General features: G+C 72.9%; 14 protein-coding genes. 11 read left to right on the top strand and 3 right to left on the bottom strand.

The window, feature by feature from the left end:
* The first annotated feature begins 82 nt into the window (after nt 1-82).
* Genes ACVCAH_RS29005 through ACVCAH_RS28985 form a run of 5 tightly spaced genes read left to right on the top strand, consistent with a single transcriptional unit; the run spans nt 83 to nt 4,727 of the window.
* The gene (locus ACVCAH_RS29005; protein ID WP_447139404.1) at nt 83-844 is read left to right on the top strand and encodes an ABC transporter ATP-binding protein; all 762 of its coding nucleotides are present in this window, start codon (nt 83-85) and stop codon (nt 842-844) included.
* Nucleotides 831-1,523: an ABC transporter ATP-binding protein gene (locus tag ACVCAH_RS29000; RefSeq protein ID WP_447139403.1), complete on the top strand. Its 693-nt coding sequence runs from the start codon at nt 831-833 to the stop codon at nt 1,521-1,523. Before ACVCAH_RS29005 ends, ACVCAH_RS29000 begins: the two co-directional genes overlap by 14 nt.
* Nucleotides 1,524-1,571: 48 nt before the next feature.
* Nucleotides 1,572-2,825, top strand: coding sequence for an ABC transporter substrate-binding protein (locus ACVCAH_RS28995; protein WP_447139402.1), 1,254 nt, complete (start codon nt 1,572-1,574; stop codon nt 2,823-2,825).
* A 7-nt stretch (nt 2,826-2,832) separates the two neighbouring features.
* Complete coding sequence (locus ACVCAH_RS28990; RefSeq protein ID WP_447139401.1) at nt 2,833-3,714, top strand: branched-chain amino acid ABC transporter permease; 882 nt, start codon at nt 2,833-2,835, stop codon at nt 3,712-3,714.
* On the top strand, nt 3,711-4,727 hold the full coding sequence (locus ACVCAH_RS28985; RefSeq protein ID WP_447139400.1) for a branched-chain amino acid ABC transporter permease: 1,017 nt from the start codon (nt 3,711-3,713) through the stop codon (nt 4,725-4,727). Before ACVCAH_RS28990 ends, ACVCAH_RS28985 begins: the two co-directional genes overlap by 4 nt.
* Nucleotides 4,728-4,853: 126 nt before the next feature.
* Here ACVCAH_RS28985 and ACVCAH_RS28980 read toward each other — a convergent pair whose 3' ends face one another.
* Nucleotides 4,854-5,444 carry a hypothetical protein gene (locus tag ACVCAH_RS28980; protein WP_447139399.1) on the bottom strand — a complete coding sequence of 197 codons (591 nt, stop codon included), beginning with the start codon at nt 5,442-5,444 and terminating at the stop codon, nt 4,854-4,856.
* 711 nt (nt 5,445-6,155) lie between these two features.
* Between ACVCAH_RS28980 and ACVCAH_RS28975 the strand changes: the two genes are divergently transcribed.
* Nucleotides 6,156-7,727 (top strand): MFS transporter, encoded by a 1,572-nt coding sequence (locus ACVCAH_RS28975; protein WP_447139398.1) that lies wholly within the window; start codon nt 6,156-6,158, stop codon nt 7,725-7,727.
* An 11-nt stretch (nt 7,728-7,738) separates the two neighbouring features.
* Nucleotides 7,739-8,347: a TetR/AcrR family transcriptional regulator gene (locus ACVCAH_RS28970; protein WP_447139397.1), complete on the top strand. Its 609-nt coding sequence runs from the start codon at nt 7,739-7,741 to the stop codon at nt 8,345-8,347.
* A 48-nt stretch (nt 8,348-8,395) separates the two neighbouring features.
* Here ACVCAH_RS28970 and ACVCAH_RS28965 read toward each other — a convergent pair whose 3' ends face one another.
* Together ACVCAH_RS28965 and ACVCAH_RS28960 are read right to left on the bottom strand one after the other, a co-directional pair.
* On the bottom strand, nt 8,396-10,315 hold the full coding sequence (locus ACVCAH_RS28965) for a helix-turn-helix domain-containing protein (protein ID WP_447139396.1): 1,920 nt from the start codon (nt 10,313-10,315) through the stop codon (nt 8,396-8,398).
* Nucleotides 10,316-10,329: 14 nt separating this feature from the next.
* A complete protein-coding gene (locus ACVCAH_RS28960) occupies nt 10,330-11,112 on the bottom strand; it encodes a 3-hydroxybutyrate dehydrogenase (RefSeq protein WP_447139395.1) in 783 nt (260 codons plus the stop codon).
* 322 nt (nt 11,113-11,434) lie between these two features.
* On the opposite strand from ACVCAH_RS28960, the gene ACVCAH_RS28955 reads away from it, so the two are divergent.
* From ACVCAH_RS28955 to ruvB, 4 genes are all read left to right on the top strand, one after another.
* Entirely contained in the window at nt 11,435-11,779 is a 345-nt protein-coding gene (locus tag ACVCAH_RS28955) for a DUF1905 domain-containing protein (protein WP_447139394.1), read from the top strand.
* Between the two features lie 208 nt (nt 11,780-11,987).
* The gene (ruvC, locus tag ACVCAH_RS28950; RefSeq protein ID WP_447139393.1) at nt 11,988-12,515 is read left to right on the top strand and encodes a crossover junction endodeoxyribonuclease RuvC; all 528 of its coding nucleotides are present in this window, start codon (nt 11,988-11,990) and stop codon (nt 12,513-12,515) included.
* Nucleotides 12,512-13,114, top strand: a complete 603-nt coding sequence (ruvA, locus tag ACVCAH_RS28945) for a Holliday junction branch migration protein RuvA (protein ID WP_447139392.1) — start codon at nt 12,512-12,514, stop codon at nt 13,112-13,114. Before ruvC ends, ruvA begins: the two co-directional genes overlap by 4 nt.
* Nucleotides 13,111-14,175: a Holliday junction branch migration DNA helicase RuvB gene (gene ruvB / locus ACVCAH_RS28940; protein ID WP_447139391.1), complete on the top strand. Its 1,065-nt coding sequence runs from the start codon at nt 13,111-13,113 to the stop codon at nt 14,173-14,175. The genes ruvA and ruvB overlap by 4 nt, the downstream gene beginning before the upstream one ends.
* Nucleotides 14,176-14,205 lie beyond the last annotated feature (30 nt).

Here is a 14,205-nt window from a genome sequence, read left to right as displayed (position 1 = left end):
GCCGTAGGTTTCCTGCACGCGACGGCCATGTGACCGTGGTCACCGACCGGACCGTCGCGCCGAACCTGCGGAGGATGTGGCGATGGCCGGGCAAGCGCTCCTGTCAGCTCGCGGGCTGACCCGCGACTTCCGGGGCTTCCGGGCGGTCGACGGCGTCGACCTCGACGTGGCGCCGGACAGCGTGCACGCGCTGGTCGGCCCGAACGGGGCCGGCAAGACGACCCTGTTCAACCTGCTCACCGGCTTCCTGAAGCCCAGTGGCGGGCGGATCGAGCTGGCCGGGCGGGACGTGACCGGGCTGCCCCCGGAGCAGGTCGCCCGGCTCGGCGTGGCCCGCTCCTTCCAGATCACCAGCCTCTTCCCGCAGCTGAGCGCCCGGGAGCACGTCGAGCTGGCGCTGCAGAGCCCGAGCGGGCTCGGCTGGCGGTTCTGGCGGTCGTCGAGGCTGATGCGGCGGTACACCGACCGGGCCACCGAACTGCTCGCCATGGTCGGGCTGGCCGAGCTGGCCGAGGCGCCCGCCGAGGCGCTCGCGTACGGCCGCAAGCGGGCGCTGGAGCTGGCCATCGCGCTGGCACTGGACCCGAAGGTGCTGCTGCTCGACGAGCCGACCGCGGGCATGGGACTGGAGGACGTCGACCGGACCGTCGACCTGATCGGCACGGTCCGGCAGGGTCGGACCGTGGTGATGGTCGAGCACAACATGAGCGTGGTCGGGCGGCTGGCCGACACGGTGACCGTCCTGCAGGCCGGCAAGGTCCTCGTCGAGGGTCCGTACGAAGAGGTCCGCGCCGACGAGCGTGTGATCACCGCCTACCTGGGAGCCGCTGATGCTGCGCATTGAGAACCTGTCCGCCTGGTACGGCGAGGCGCAGGTGCTGCGGGAGGTCAGCCTGGAGGTCGGGGCCGGCGAGGTGGTCACCCTGGTCGGCCGCAACGGCGCCGGCAAGTCCACCCTGCTGCGCTGCGTGATGGGGCTGCACTCCGGCCAGCGCGGCACGGTGGAGCTGGACGGCCGGGACGTCGGCAAGCTCCCGGCGCACCGGCGGGCGAGGCTCGGGCTCGGCTGGGTCCCCGACGACCGGGGCAGCTACGCCACGCTGACCGTGACCGAGAACCTCACCCTGCCGCCGACCGTCGGCCCGGACCCGTGGTCGCTGGAGCGGGTGTACGAGGCGTTTCCCGCCCTCTACGAGCGGCGGGACTCGGCCGCCACCATGCTCTCCGGCGGCGAGCAGCAGATGCTCGCACTGGCCCGGGTGCTGCGGATGGGCGCCCGGCTGCTGCTCTGCGACGAACCGACCGAGGGGCTCTCGCCGCTGCTCGTGCAGCAGGTCGGCGACCTCCTGCGGGAGGCCAAGCGGCATGGCGTGACCGTGCTGCTGGTGGAACAGAACCTGCACTTCGCCACCGGCGTCGCCGACCGGCACTACCTGCTGGCCGAGGGGCGCATCGCGGAGGCGATGGACAACTCCGAGGTGCAATCGCGGGAGCGCGAGCTCCTGTCGTACCTCGGCATCTGATGATTCGACGACCGACCCCGCGCGGCGCGCGGACGAAAGGAATTGGGCATGCGTAGGACGGTGGGTGTGGCCGCCGCTTCGGCGGCCGCGATGGTGTTGGTCGCCGGCTGCGGCGGCGGTGGTCCCCAGTCGGGCGGGGACGAGAAGCTGACCGGGGGCAAGATCGTACTGGGCGTGCTGAACGACCAGTCCGGGGCGTACTCCGAGCTGTCCGGCAAGAACTCGGTCAAGGCCGTGGAGATGGCCATCGCCGACTTCAAGGCCAAGCACGGGGACAAGGCGATCACGAAGGACATCACCGTCGAGACCGCCGACCACCAGAACAAGCCGGACGTGGCCAACAGCAAGGCCCAGGAGATGTACGACCGCAAGGGCGTCGACCTCATCCTCGACGTGCCCACCTCGTCGGCGGCGCTGAAGGTGGCCGACGTGGCCAAGGAGAAGAAGAAGCTCTACTTCAACATCGGCGCCGCGACCACCGACCTGACCGGCAAGAGCTGCAACAAGTACACCTTCCACTACGCGTACGACACGTACATGCTGGCCAACGGCACCGGCAAGACCACCACCGAGCAGGTGGGCAAGAACTGGTACATCCTGTACCCCAACTACGCCTTCGGTCAGGACATGGAGAAGAGCTTCACCGCCGCCATCACCGCGGCCGGCGGGAAGGTCGTCGGCAAGGACGGGGCGCCGTTCCCGAACACCAGCGGCGACTTCTCCACCTTCCTGCTCAAGGCGCCGACGCTCAACCCGAAGCCGGACGTGCTCGGCACCATGCAGGCCGGCGCGGAGCTGGTCAACGTGGTCAAGCAGTACAACGAGTTCAAGCTGCGGGACAAGGGCGTCGGCCTGGCGGTCGGCCTGATGTTCATCACCGACATCCACTCGCTCACCCCGGCCGCGCTCGCCGGCACCACCTACACCGACGCCTGGTACTGGAACTTCGACCAGCAGAACCGCGAGTTCGCCGACCGGTTCCAGAAGGAGACCGGCACCCGGCCGTCCTTCGCGCACGCGGCCAACTACTCCGCCGCGACGCAGTACCTGGAGGCCGTGCAGGCCGCCGGCAGCGACGACGCCGACACGGTGGTCAAGGGGCTGGAGGGCAAGGAGGTCAACGACGTCTTCCTGCGCAACGGCAAGATCCGCGCCGAGGACCACCGGGTCATCCACGACGCGTACCTGGCGCAGGTGAAGCCGCAGTCCGAGGTCACCGAGCCGTGGGACTACGTCAAGGTGCTCAAGACCATCCCCGCCGCCGAGGCGTTCGCCACGCCGTCGTCGGCGTGCAAGATGTGACGAGCCGATGACCGGCTTCCTGCAGAACACGTTCAACGGGTTGGTGAGCGGGGCGTTCTACGCCCTGCTCGCCCTCGGGCTCGCGGTCATCTTCGGCATGCTGCGAGTGGTCAACTTCGCCCACGGGGCGTTCTACATGCTCGGCGCCTTCGGCGCGTACGTGCTGCTCAGCGAGGCGGGCGTGCCGTTCTGGGCGGCGCTGGTGATCATGCCGGTGGGCCTCGGCCTGCTCGGCATGGCGCTGGAGCGGGCGTTCATCCACCGGCTCACCCGGCTGGACCCGCTCTACAACTTCCTGCTCACCTTCGGGTTGACGCTGATCCTGCAGGACCTGGTGAAGCTCCGGTACGGCGTGCAGTCCAGCCCGTACGCCACCCCGTCCGCGCTGAGCGGCTCGGTCGACTTCGGGCTCTTCGACTTCCCCACCTACCGGGTGTTCATCCTCGGCTTCGCGGTGGCCGTCTGCGTGGGCGTCTGGTGGGTGCTCACCCGTACCCGGATCGGCATGGTGGTCCGGGCGTCGACCGAGCGGCCGGAGCTGACCCAGGCGTTCGGCATCAACGTCGGGCGCTGGGTCACCCCGGTCTTCGGGTTCGGCATCGGCCTGGCCGGGCTGGCCGGCGTGCTCGCCGCGCCGATGCGGGCGGTCAACCCGCTGATGGGCGCCGACCTGATCATCGTGGTCTTCGCCGTGGTGGTGATCGGCGGACTGGGCTCGATCTTCGGCTCGGTCGCCGCCGGTTTCGGCATCGGGCTGGTTCAGGCGTGGGGCGAGGCGTACCTCTCGGAGTTCCCGATCGTGTCGCAGACGATCGTCTTCATCGTGATGGCCGTCGTACTGCTCTGGCGCCCGGCCGGGCTGTTCGGCCGTGAGGAGGCACCGGCATGACGAGCACTGTGGACACCCCGGCCGACGCGGCCCGTCCGGCCGCGCCGTCCGGGCTGCTCACCGTGGCCCGCGCGCCCGGCTGGGTCCGGTACGCGCTGCTCGCCCTCGGGCTGCTGGTGGCGTTCTGGCTGCCCAACGGGCTCTACCCGGCGGTCGCCGTGGACATCCTCTGCTGGGCGCTGTTCGCCGTCGCGGTGGACCTGCTGCTCGGCTTCACCGGGCTGATGTCCTTCGGGCACGCCGCGTTCTGGGGCACCTCGGCGTACGTCACCGGCCTGGTGGCGATCCACGTCGGGCTGCCGTTCCCGGCCGCGGTGCTCGCCGGCGCCCTCGCGGCGGCGGTGCTCGCGGTGCCGATCGGCTACCTGGCGGTGAAGCGGACCGGCATCTACTTCGCCATGGTCACGCTGGCTTTCGCGCAGATGGTCTACTACGTCGCCAACGAGTGGCGCTCGGTGACCCAGGGCGAGAACGGCCTCCAGGGCGTGCCCCGCGAGCTGTTCGGGCTCGACCTGACCGACGACTACTACTTCTACTACGCGATCCTGCCGATCGTGCTGCTCGGTCTCCTCGCCGCCTGGCGGATCGTGAACTCGCCGTTCGGCCGGGTGCTGGTCGGCATCCGCGACAACCCGGCCCGGGCCCGCGCGCTGGGCTACCCGGTGCACCGGTACAAGCTGACCGCGTTCGTGCTCTCCGGCTTCATCGCCGGGCTCGGCGGCGGGCTGTTCGCGGTGGGGCACCGCTTCGTTTCGCTGGAAACGCTGCACTGGACCACCTCCGGCAAGGCGGTCATCGTGGTGGTGCTCGGCGGGATCGGCACGCTCTGGGGCGGGGTGCTCGGCGCGGCCGTCGTGGTGCGCCTGGAGGACTGGCTGTCGTTCTCCGGCTTCGAGACGATCGGCCTCGTCACCGGCGGCATCTTCGTCCTCGTCGTGCTGCTGTTCCGGCGCGGCATCTGGGGCAGCGTGGCCGCCCTGGCCGGGCGTTGGTGGGCGTCCCGCCGCCGCTGACGCGGGTCGCCCGGCGGCCGGCGCCCCCTGGGTGGGGGCGTCGGCCGGCGTTCGGGTGCGGGTACGCCGCTGGCCGGCACCCGTGTCGGGTGCCGGCCAGCGGTTCAGGTACTGCCTGTGCGGTTGTCAGCTGTTCCAGTGCTTGGCGACGAGGTCGGCGGCCTGCTGCTCCCACTGGGCGTAGTGGAACGGGTAGGCCGAGACCTGCACGGTCTGGGCGGCCTTGGTCAGCGGCATGTCCTGCCACCCGTCGACCTGCTTGAGACCCTTCAGGAACGCCTTGGTCGAGTACTCCGGGTCGGTGATCTGCTCGACCGTGCCCCAACCCGAGGACGGGCGCTGCTGGAACAGGCCCTGCGAGTCGTGGTCGTTCCGGTCACCCAGGTGACCCAGGTTCTCCAGCTTCGACTCCTGCAGTGCGGTGGCGATGGCCACCACGGCGGCGCGCTCGTCCATGTCGGACTTCTTCGTCGCCGCGATGATCGCCTTCACATTGCCGACCTGCTCGTCGTTCAGCTCGATCCGCGACTGCTCGCCCTGCACGCCGTGCGGGATGAGCTTGGCGGTGTCGGGCTTGTCGGCCTGGATCATGGCGACCGCGGCCGGGCCGGTCGACTCGACCGGGGTGGTGTCGTGGTTCAGCGGACCGGCGGCGAGGCCACCGGCGACGGCGAGACCAGCGATACCGAGAATGCTCTTCCGCATGATCGTGTTCATGATGAAAGCTCCTTGGGGGTTGGCGCCACCAGCCCAGGGGGGTGGGCGTGGAGGCGCAAGCACCGTCCGGCGCTCAAAAGACTTGGGGGAAAGATCCGACGCTCGCGGGCGGGGGATGCCCTTGCGGCGCCGGGACCGTGTGTAACGACCGGCGGCCCGCCATCATTCCGGGGCCAGGACCCTCACCGGCTCGGCCGACGGGGTTCGTTGCTGCGATCGTCCGGGGGATGTAACGACCGGCCAGCCGCCATCATTCCGCGGCCCGGCCCTGCGCCCTTAGAAGGCGGCGGGCTCTTGCTCGATCGTCCGCATGATGTAACGCCCCCGAACCGGCCCCGATTCCACCACCCGGATGCGGCCGGTCACACCTCGGACCAGACATGCACCCCAAGGCCGGACGGTTGTCGCGGAAGTGATCCACCCGTGTGCCGTATGTCGGGTTTGCCGTGCGGCATCAGGCTCGCGCGCACATGGCCGGCACCGCACAGCGTCGGACTCAGCCGGCCGGCACAGCCGGGCCTCGGGAGGCGACGCGTGCCATCCGGGGCACCCGATGTGAGCGCGGGGACGGCGAACCGGAGGGCGTGACGGCAGACACATTAGATACGGATCGGTTCCGTATCGTTAATGCACCGCCTACGCTGACCCCAGTTACGAGTCTGACCCGTATCGTATTTGCGCCGCGGGTGACCGGGGGGAGAACCGTTACCGATGCAACCGCACGAGAACACCGGACACCCGAGGAGGTGGGCGATCCTCGGGGTGCTGGTGATCAGCCTCCTCGTCGTCGTCCTGGACAACACCATCCTCAACGTCGCGCTCCGCACCCTCGCCGACCCGGTGCATGGCCTCGGCGCCAGCCAGGGCGAGCTGGAATGGGCGATCAACTCCTACACGCTGGTCTTCGCCGGCCTGCTCTTCACCTTCGGCGTGCTCGGCGACCGGGCCGGCCGCAAGCGCTTCCTGCTCGTCGGGCTCGCGCTGTTCGGGCTGGCGTCGCTGCTGTCGGCGTACGCCCAGAGCCCGGCCCAGCTGATCGCGGCCCGCGCGCTGATGGGCGTCGGCGGCGCGGCGATCATGCCGGTGACGCTCTCGATCATCTCCAACGTCTTCGACCCGCGCGAGCGGGGCCGGGCGATCGGTGTCTGGGCCGGCGCGGTCGGCCTGGCAGTGGCGATCGGCCCGGTGCTCGGCGGCGCGCTGCTGGAGCACTACTGGTGGGGCTCGGTCTTCCTGATCAACGTGCCGGTGGTGGTGCTCGGCGTGGTCCTGGTCGCGCTGCTGGTGCCCGAGTCGCGGGACCCGAAGCCGGGCCGGGTCGACGTGCTCGGCGTGCTGCTCTCGGTGGTCGGCCTGGTCGCCCTGTCGTACGGCATCATCGACGGCGGTGAGCACGGCTTCGACCGGCCGGTGGTCTGGGCCTCGATCGTCGGCGGTGTCGCGGTGCTGGCCTGGTTCGTCGCGCACGAGCGGCGCAGCGACCACCCGTCGCTGGACGTCCGGCTGTTCCGGGTGCCGCGCTTCGCCGCCCCGGTGGCCCTGGTCGGGCTGGTCTTCTTCGCCGCGATGGGCGTGATGTTCTTCAGCTCGTTCTACCTGCAACTGGTCCGCGGCTACAGCCCGCTGGAGACCGGCCTGCTCTTCCTGCCGTTCGCCGGCGCCCAGCTCTTCTTCGCCCCGCGCAGCGCGGCGATGGTGCACCGGTACGGCGGCAAGGCGGTCGCCGCGGTCGGCCTGACGCTCACCGCGGTGGCGCTCGGCGCGTTCGCGTTCATCGACGCGACCACCCCGATCTGGGTGGTGCTGGTCTTCTTCTTCCTCCAGGGCGTCGGGATGGCCAACATCATGCCGCCGGCCACCGAGTCGATCATGTCGGCGCTGCCCCGGGAGAAGGCCGGGGTCGGCTCGGCGGTCAGCAACACGATCCGGCAGGTGGCCGGCGCGCTCGGCGTCGCGGTGCTCGGTTCGGTGCTCTCCGCCGTCTACCGCGGCGACGTCGAGCCGGCCCTGCGGGACCTGCCCGCCGGGGCGCAGCAGGCGGCCGGCGAGTCGATCTCCGGGGCGTACGCCGCGGCGCGTCAGCTCGGCCCGGCGGGGCCGCAGCTGATCGCGGTGGCCAACGACGCCTTCGTGACCGCGATGCACTGGGCCGCGGTGCTCGCCACGGTGGTGGCCGCCGCGGGTCTGCTGGTGGTGGCCCGCTGGATGCCGGGCCGCCCGGCCGGGTCGGCCGCACCCGTGACGGCGCCCGCCGGGGAACCCGAGTTGGCCGGGACCGCCTAGGTTCGGCGACAATGTCCGACATGACTTCCACCGCCGATGCTCCGCGGTCGCCCGGGCGACCGCGGAGCGTCCGCGCGGACGAGGCGATCATCGAGGCCACCCTGGACCTGCTCGCCGAGGACAGCTCGGTGGAGACGATCTCGATCGAGGCGATCGCGACCCGCGCCGGCGTCGGCAAGGCCACCATCTACCGCCGCTGGCCGGGCAAGGACGCGCTGCTGACCGACGCGCTGCGCCGGCTCAAGGGCAACCCGCCGACGCTGGCGGGCCGCTCGGTCCGCGAGGACCTGGTGCTGCTGGTCGGGGCGATCGGGCACAACATCGACCCCCGGGCGGCGAAGATCATGCCCTGCCTGGCGCCGCACGTGAACCGCAGCCCGGACAACTACCAGCTCTACCAGAGCATCATCGAGCCGCGGCGGGCGCTGATGCGCGAGGTGCTGCGCCGGGGGATCGACACCGGCGAGCTGCGCGCCGACATCGACATCGAGGTCACCATGGCGATGCTGACCGGCCCGATGCTGGTGCAGCGGATGCTGCGCTGGCACCCCGACCTCGACGAGGCGACCCTGCCGGCAAAGATCGTCGACGGCGTCCTGGACGGCATCGGCGCCCGCTGACCCCGGTCCGCCGCGGCCGGCCCCACCGGTAGCCGGCGGGCCCGGCCGTCAGCTGGCGGGCGTACGCAGGCGGTGCAGGCGCAGCGCGAGCTGCACCTCGAGGGCCCGCTCGGGCTTCTGCCAGTCCGCGCCGAGCAGCTGCCCGACCCGCTCCAGCCGCTGGGTGACCGTGTTGACGTGCACGTGCAGCAGCTCGGCGGCGCGGGCCAGGCTGCCGCCCACCCCGAAGTACGCCTCCAGCGTCTTGACCAGCGCCGTGCCCCGCCGGGCGTCGTAGTCGACCACCGGGCCGACGGTGGCCTCGAGGAACCGGGTGACGTCCTGGTCGCCCTGGTCGCCCACCGCGCCGAGCAGCAGCCCGACGAAGCCCAGCTCGGCGGTGCTCGCCCCCTGCCCGGCCCGGCCCAGTGCGCCGAGCGCGGTCAGGCAGCGGTCCGCCTCCCGGAAGGTGGTGGCCAGCGACGCTGGCCCGGTGGACGGCCCGCTCGCCCCGGCGGTCACCGGCCGGCCGGTCACCCGGGACAGGTCCCGGGCCACCGCCCGGGCGCTGCCGCCGGCGTCCTGGCCGGGCAGCATCAGCACCACCCGGCCGTCGCGCGCCGCGGCCAGCCCGCCCCGGGTGGAGGCATACGTGGTGGCCCAGGAGAGCACCCGCTGCCGCGCCGACCCGGTCGCCGCGATCGCGTCGTCGCCGACCGCCACCAGCACGTGCGGGGCGTCCAGGTCCACCCCGAGCCGGCGGGCCCGGCTGCGCAGCGCGTCGGTGTCCCGCAACGGCCGGGCGATCAGGTCGTCCAGCAGCTCGCCGCGGACCCGCCCCTCCGCCTCGGCGACCGTCCGCCGGAACAGCAGCAACAACGCGGTCACCAGCGCGGCCCGCTCCAGGATCCGCTGGTCGGCGTCGACCAGGTCGTCGTCCGGGCGCAGCACCAGCGCGCCCAGGTTCTCCGCGCCGGCCACCACGGCGGCATACCAGAGCGTGCCGCGGCGCACGCTGCGCCCCTCGGTACGCGACGCGGCGATCGCCTCCACCATGTCCGCCCGGTCCGGCTCCTCGATCTCGCCGACCCGGGCCAGCAGCCGGCCCTCGGCGTCCAGCGCCAGCAGCGCCCCGCCGAGCACCTCGGTCACCGCCGCCGCGACGTCCTCCACCCCGCCTCCGCGCAGCACCAGCGCGGTCATCCGGTCGTGCGCGGCGGCGGCCCGCTCTACCGAGCTGCTGTGCGCCCGGATGGTGGTGTTGGCCGCCGACAGCTCCTCCAGCGCCGACCGGGTCTCGGCGAGCAGCCGCGCGGTGTCGATCGCCACCGCGGCGTGCGCGGCCAGCGAGACCAGCAGCGCCACCTCCTCGCGGGCGAACGGGCGGGCCGAGCGGTTCGCGGCGTAGAGCACGCCGATCGAGGTCGAGCCGAGCCGCAGCGGCACCCCGAGGATGGCCACGAGGCCCTCCTCGCCCACCCCGGCGTCGATCTCCCCGGTGTGGTGGAAGCGGTCGTCCTCGGGATAGTTCGCGGTGACGTACGGGGCGCCGGACTGGGCCACCAGGCCGCCGAGCCCGGCGCCCATCGGCAGCCGCAGCCGCTGGAACCGGGCCGAGACCGAACCGTCGGTGACCCGCATGTAGGTGTCGCCGCGCTCCTCGTCGTCGAGCGTCATGTAGGCGACGTCGGCGCCGAGCAGGTTGCGCGCCCGGTGCACGATGGCCCGCAGCACGTCGTCCAGGTCACGCAGCCCGGCCAGGTCGCTGACCGTGTCGTACAGCCCGGAGAGCTCCGTCTCCCGGCGGCGTCGGCGCTCCAGCAGCGCGCGGACCCGCAGCGCAACCGTCTTGGCCTGCTCCAGCTCGGCCAGCCGGTCGGCGGGCAGGCCGGCGGCGCGAGCGGCGACCAGCGGCCCCTCGAACTCCACCGCGGCCGCTTCCCGCGCGAGCAGTTCCAGGTACTCCACCGGTGACGACATGACCGACATTGTGCGGCTCGCCACTAGTTCGCCGTCCAGCCCCCGTCGAGCGCGATCGACGCGCCGGTGATGAACCCCGCCGGCGGCGAGCAGAGGTACGCCATCAGCTCCGCCACCTCCTCGGGCTCGATCAGGCGCTTGATCGCGGCCCGGGCCAGCATGATCTTCTCGATCACCTCGGACTCCGGGATGCCGTGGCTGGCCGCCTGGTCGGCGATCTGGCTCTCCACCAGCGGGGTCCGCACGTACGCGGGGTTGATGCAGTTGGCGGTGACGCCGTGCGCCGCGCCCTCCAGCGCGACCACCTTCGACAGCCCCTCCAGCGCGTGCTTGGCCGACACGTACGCTGCCTTGTACGGCGAGGCGCGCAGCCCGTGCACGGAGGAGATGTTGACGATCCGCCCCCACCCCTGCGCGTACATGTGCGGCAGCGCCCGGCGGATGATCAGGAACGGCGCCTCCACCATCACCCGGTGCAGGTACGTGAACCGGTCCGTCGGGAACTCCGCCACCGGGGCCACGTGCTGCAACCCGGCGTTGTTCACCACGATGTCCACGTCCGCGTCGAGCCGGTCCACCGCCCCGGCGTCGGCCAGGTCGAGTCCCTCGGCCCGGCCGCCGGCCTCGGCCGCCACCGCCTTGGCCGCCTCGACGTTGCGATCCACCACCAGCACCGCCGCGCCGGCCGCCGCCAGGCGCAGGGCGCAGGCCCGTCCGATGCCACTGCCGCCCCCGGTCACCAGGGCGCTGCGACCGGAGAGGTCGACGTTCACGACGTGGGGGACCGCCACGGGTTCTGCCGTCATGGCGCAAGAAGTTACGAGCTGTGTGGCCGGGCGCACATGGGGTGGCGACACATACTCGACCGGCAGAGTGTGTGGGCGGGGCCCGCGACCGTCGACACCGGGCGGATCGCGCCCCGGCGGGCCGAGCCGGTTCGGGGCCTGCGGCTCGGCCCGCGGTCCGGGCGGCGCGCCGCTGCGGGTCGTCCAGCCGACCGGCGGTCGCGGTCGGCGACGATGTCGGTGGCCGATGGCAGAGTCGTCCCGGGGCGGATTCCGGCCCAACCCGCGGCCGGGCGGAGCGACCGACGGGAGGGCGCGGACGCGGGCGGGGAGGGATGGCGGCGTGGTGGCGGTGACGCCGGGGGACGGGGCGACGCGGGCGGCCGGCAGCACGGACGGCGGGCGCGGGGAGCAGGCGACGCCGACCTTCGAGGCGACCCTGGTGCGCTGGTCCGGCGCCGGTGGCTGGGTGTTCGCGCCGGTCCCGGCCGAGCACGCGCCCGACGCGGCCGGGCCGTTCGGCCGGGTCCCGGTGACCGCGACGGTGGACGGGCGCACCTGGTCCACCAGTGTCTGGCGGGACCGCCGGGCCGGCTGGTTGCTGCCGGTGCCGGCCCGGATCCGGGCCGGCCGCGACGACGGCGACGTGGTCACCGTCTCGATCGAGATCGACCCGGCGCGGCGGTGAGCGCCGGGCGCCCCGACGGCCGAGCGGGCGCGTCCGCCCGGCCGGAGGCACCGGGGCGAGCCCTCCGGTCGACGGGGCCCGGCGCGGGCCGCGCGGTCCGGCGGCGCGGGGGCCGGGCCCCGTCCCGGCGTGTCCCGACCGGCGACCGTCCGAGGGCACCAGTAGGGTGTCGAACACACGTACTGCTGACGGCTGGGGAGGAGGCGGCGTGCGGGTGCTCGGCGTCGACCCGGGGCTGACCCGGTGCGGGGTCGGCGTGGTCGAGGGGGTGCCGGGGCGGCCCTGCACCCTGGTCGCCTACTACGTCGTCTACACCGACCCGGCCGACGAGCTCCCGCTGCGCCTGCTGCACCTGGACCGCTCACTCACCGACCTGGTCGCCGAGCACCGGCCGGACAGCGTCGCCGTGGAGCGGGTGTTCAGCCAGCACAACGTGCGCACCGTGATGGGCACCGCCCAGGCCAGCGGGATCGCCGTGCTGGCCGGGGCGCGGGCCGGGCTGCCGGTGCAGACGTACACCCCCAGCGAGGTGAAGGCGGCGGTGACCGGTTCCGGTCAGGCGGACAAGGCGCAGATGACCGCCATGGTCACCCGGCTGCTGCGGCTGCCCGAGCCGCCCCGCCCGGCCGACGCCGCGGACGCCCTCGCCCTGGCCATCTGCCACGTGTGGCGCGGCGGGACGCGCTCCAAGCTGGCCGCCGCGGCCGACCGGGTACGACGAGGAGGAGCGAGATGATCGCCAGCGTGCGCGGCGTGGTGACCGCGACAGGTCCGGACCAGGCGGTGATCGAGGTCGGCGGGGTCGGCCTGGCGGTGCAGTGCGCCCCGGGCACCCTCGCCGAGCTGCGGGTCGGCCAGCCGGCCCGGCTGGCCACCAGTCTGGTCGTCCGGGAGGACTCGCTCACCCTCTACGGCTTCGCCGACGACGACGCCAAGCAACTCTTCGAGCTGTTGCAGACCGCCAGCGGGGTGGGCCCCCGGCTGGCCCAGGCGGTACTCGCCGTGCACACCCCGGACGCGGTCCGCAAGGCCATCGCCAACGCCGACACCGCCGCGCTGACGCGGGTGCCGGGCATCGGCAAGAAGGGCGCCGAGCGGCTGGTGCTGGAGCTGCGGGACCGGATCGGCCCGGTGCCGGTCGGCGCCGACGGCGCGGCCGGGGTCACCGGCGGGGCCTGGCCCGACCAGGTCCGCCAGGCGCTGGTCGGGCTCGGCTGGACGGCCGCCCAGGCCGACCAGGCGGTGGCCGCGGTGGCGGAGACCGTCGAGGGGGAGACCCCGCCCGTGCCCGTGCTGCTCAAGCAGGCCATCCGGCTGCTGGGTCGGACCCGATGACCGGCGACGGCCTGGTCTCGGCGTACGTCAATGACGCGGAACGGGACGCGGAGGCCAGCGTCCGGCCGAAGCGGCTCGCCGAGTTCATCGCCCAGCACCGGGTCCGCGACCAGCTCGACCTGCTGCTGCAGGGCGCCATGCGGCGCGGCTCTCCGCCGGACCACATCCTCCTGTCCGGGCCGCCTGGCCTCGGTAAAACGACGTTGGCCAATATCGTCGCCGCCGAGCTGGGCGCCGGCATCCGGGTGACCAGCGGCCCGGCGATCGAGCGCTCCGGCGACCTGGCCGCCATCCTGACCAGCCTCGCCGAGGGCGACGTGCTCTTCATCGACGAGATCCACCGGATCGCCAAGCCGGCCGAGGAACTGCTCTACAGCGCCATGGAGGACTTCCGGGTCGACGTGGTGGTCGGCAAGGGTCCCGGCGCCACCGCCATCCCGCTGGACGTCGAGCCGTTCACCCTGGTCGGCGCGACCACCCGGTCGGGCCTGCTGACCGGGCCGATGCGGGACCGGTTCGGCTTCGTCGCCCACCTGGACTTCTACGCGCCGGCCGACCTGGAGACGCTGCTGCACCGCTCGGCGCGGATCCTCGGCGTGCCGATCACCGACGACGGCGCCGCCGAGATCGCCGGCCGCTCCCGGGGCACCCCCCGGATCGCCAACCGGCTGCTGCGCCGGGTGCGGGACTTCGCCGAGGTCCGGGCCGACGGCGTGGTCACCCTGGAGAACGCCCGGGCGGCCCTGACGGTGTACGACGTGGACGCGCTCGGGCTCGACCGGCTGGACCGGGCGGTGCTGACCGCGCTGGTCGACTCGTTCCGGGGCGGCCCGGTCGGGCTCTCCACCCTCGCCGTGGCGGTGGGGGAGCAGCCGGACACCGTGGAGGAGGTCTGCGAGCCGTTCCTGGTGCGGGCGGGCCTGCTGGCCCGTACGCCCCGCGGGCGGGTGGCCACCGAGGCTGCCTGGCACCATCTGGGGCGTACTCCGCCCAATGGTACATTTGGCACCGATGCCCCTCCCGCGCCCGATCTGTTCTCGGTGCAGCCTGATCAGCCGTGATGCGAACGTGATCTGTGCCGCATTCGGCGT

The organism is Micromonospora sp. LZ34 (assembly GCF_052981855.1).
The sequence above is the reverse complement of the archived record's forward strand: the minus strand, read 5'-3'. Positions and strand labels throughout refer to the sequence as shown.

Excerpts from the sequence above, each read along its gene's own strand:
- ACVCAH_RS29000 (WP_447139403.1), top strand. The coding sequence starts at position 831 with ATGCTGCGCATTGAGAACCTGTCCGCCTGGTACGGCGAGGCGCAGGTG.
- ACVCAH_RS28995 (WP_447139402.1), top strand. The coding sequence starts at position 1,572 with ATGCGTAGGACGGTGGGTGTGGCCGCCGCTTCGGCGGCCGCGATGGTG.
- ACVCAH_RS29005 (WP_447139404.1), top strand. The coding sequence starts at position 83 with ATGGCCGGGCAAGCGCTCCTGTCAGCTCGCGGGCTGACCCGCGACTTC.
- ACVCAH_RS28960 (WP_447139395.1), bottom strand. The coding sequence starts at position 11,112 with ATGACGGCAGAACCCGTGGCGGTCCCCCACGTCGTGAACGTCGACCTC.
- ACVCAH_RS28990 (WP_447139401.1), top strand. The coding sequence starts at position 2,833 with ATGACCGGCTTCCTGCAGAACACGTTCAACGGGTTGGTGAGCGGGGCG.
- ACVCAH_RS28980 (WP_447139399.1), bottom strand. The coding sequence starts at position 5,444 with ATGAACACGATCATGCGGAAGAGCATTCTCGGTATCGCTGGTCTCGCC.
- ACVCAH_RS28975 (WP_447139398.1), top strand. The coding sequence starts at position 6,156 with ATGCAACCGCACGAGAACACCGGACACCCGAGGAGGTGGGCGATCCTC.
- ACVCAH_RS28970 (WP_447139397.1), top strand. The coding sequence starts at position 7,739 with ATGTCCGACATGACTTCCACCGCCGATGCTCCGCGGTCGCCCGGGCGA.
- ruvB (WP_447139391.1), top strand. The coding sequence starts at position 13,111 with ATGACCGGCGACGGCCTGGTCTCGGCGTACGTCAATGACGCGGAACGG.
- ACVCAH_RS28985 (WP_447139400.1), top strand. The coding sequence starts at position 3,711 with ATGACGAGCACTGTGGACACCCCGGCCGACGCGGCCCGTCCGGCCGCG.
- ruvA (WP_447139392.1), top strand. The coding sequence starts at position 12,512 with ATGATCGCCAGCGTGCGCGGCGTGGTGACCGCGACAGGTCCGGACCAG.
- ACVCAH_RS28965 (WP_447139396.1), bottom strand. The coding sequence starts at position 10,315 with ATGTCGGTCATGTCGTCACCGGTGGAGTACCTGGAACTGCTCGCGCGG.